This is a genomic window from Moorena sp. SIO4E2 (assembly GCF_010671945.1).
Lineage (GTDB): Bacteria > Cyanobacteriota > Cyanobacteriia > Cyanobacteriales > Coleofasciculaceae > Moorena > Moorena producens.
In genome coordinates, this window is record NZ_JAAHIE010001174.1 from 1 (window position 1) to 1,527 (window position 1,527).

Annotated in this window: 1 protein-coding gene and 1 pseudogene; both read right to left on the bottom strand. The window is 42.2% G+C overall.

Features of this window, described 5'->3' with window-relative positions; all coding sequences use genetic code 11:
* Positions 1–237 precede the first annotated feature (237 nt).
* The gene (locus F6K37_RS41870) at positions 238–1,344 is read right to left on the bottom strand and encodes an RNA-guided endonuclease InsQ/TnpB family protein (RefSeq protein WP_008191451.1); all 1,107 of its coding nucleotides are present in this window, start codon (positions 1,342–1,344) and stop codon (positions 238–240) included.
* A pseudogene (locus F6K37_RS41875) lies at positions 1,331–1,527 on the bottom strand (IS607 family transposase); the annotation flags it as partial. The pseudogene F6K37_RS41875 and the gene F6K37_RS41870, both read right to left, overlap by 14 nt.

A 1,527-nucleotide genomic window follows, 5' to 3' on the forward strand; every position in this document is an offset into this window, starting at 1 on the left:
ACAAGGTAAAAATAGACCTCATCTTGGCCAAGCTCTCGAACATTTGTAGGTGGAAATTGGATTTTATGCTTCTTCATAACTTTCATGATTCCTTTCAGTTTGAACCCAGATAAAAACGAATTGTGAAGGGTGGAGGATTCTAATAGCCAACGTCAGCAGCGCAAGACCAACTCAGGGCTTACCCAAAGACTCTAGATATAGAGTTTAGTTAACTTGCTTGTGCAACATTTAACCTGTCTAAACCTGCTCATCAGCAGGAATGACCTGTATAGCACCAGGTGAAAACCTGATGGTTGTTGCCGACAAAGCGCGGATCATTATGTTCCGCGCGCCATTCCAATCCCGTGGTAAAAAGAAACCACATTCTGGGCATTGAAATTTTTTGTTACCGCCTAATTTATCGTGAATGTGCCCACATTTTGGGCAGGTTTTACTCGTGTAAGATTCATTAACTAAGACCACCTTCACACCATGGCGATCAGCCATTTGAATCAAATGCTGACGAAACTTATAGTGGCTCCAATTGAGCAGATTACGAGCTGTCTTCTTATTTAACTTTCTGGCTGATTTTACTACCATCTCAGAGGTCTCAAATGTGGGGATAAAAATCAGCTTGTAGTTCTTGACAAGAAAAGAAGCTGATTTATTGTGGCAGTCTTTAATTAAATCTTGGATTTTTTGACGCAATCGATGGGCAGCTTTCCTCATTGCTCGTCTCTGACGCTTTGCAGAGCTTAAGTCAATACGACTCATCAACCGATCTAGTTGCTGACAAAGTCTTTGAATCCTGCCAATATCCCCAGACCCGATCTCGATATAGTTTTTGCCATCAAAACCAGTAAGAAATGTCCTAATGCCCGGATCCAAGGCTATTACTTGATCCTTATTAGTAGGAGTAGGTTCAATATATTCAGGAAAAATACCGTACCACTTACCTTTGATCCAAACTAACTGAGTACCATAAATGCACTGATCAGGCCAACCTTGAGGGCAACGTAAGGATAAGCCTTTTACCTTGGTGGGATACCAGGAACCTTTTTTGAAATCTCCAACTTTGAATTTGATCACTTGACTTGTTTGCCGACAGGATTTGAACTTGGCAAAACCGCCATTGGCCAAGGCTTGTTTGACAGCATCGATCCCATCAGCAACAGCTTCTTGTAATTGATGTCCTGGTAAGGTTTTCACCCATTCTGGCCTATCAAAATTTCTGGCCAGTTTCTGTAAATCGTAAGCACTGCCTTTATAGCCATTTTTGATAGCATCTATTGACCAGTTGTAGATCCACCTGTATGCGTTAAGCCAAGTTTTCCAGACCCTGTGAAGCTCTTTAGATGGAAACACCCTGATCTTCAATACACTGTTTGGTGTCAACTTCACTGTCTGGTTCCGAGGTTTTCTCTTGTACCGCTTGCGTGACTTGCTTTTGATATTTTCGGAGTCCGTAAAGCCTAGCAGAGAAACAGTGGAGGATGGACAGGATATCTTCGACGAGCTCTTGTTCTGGGGAGAGTTTGCGTTCATTGA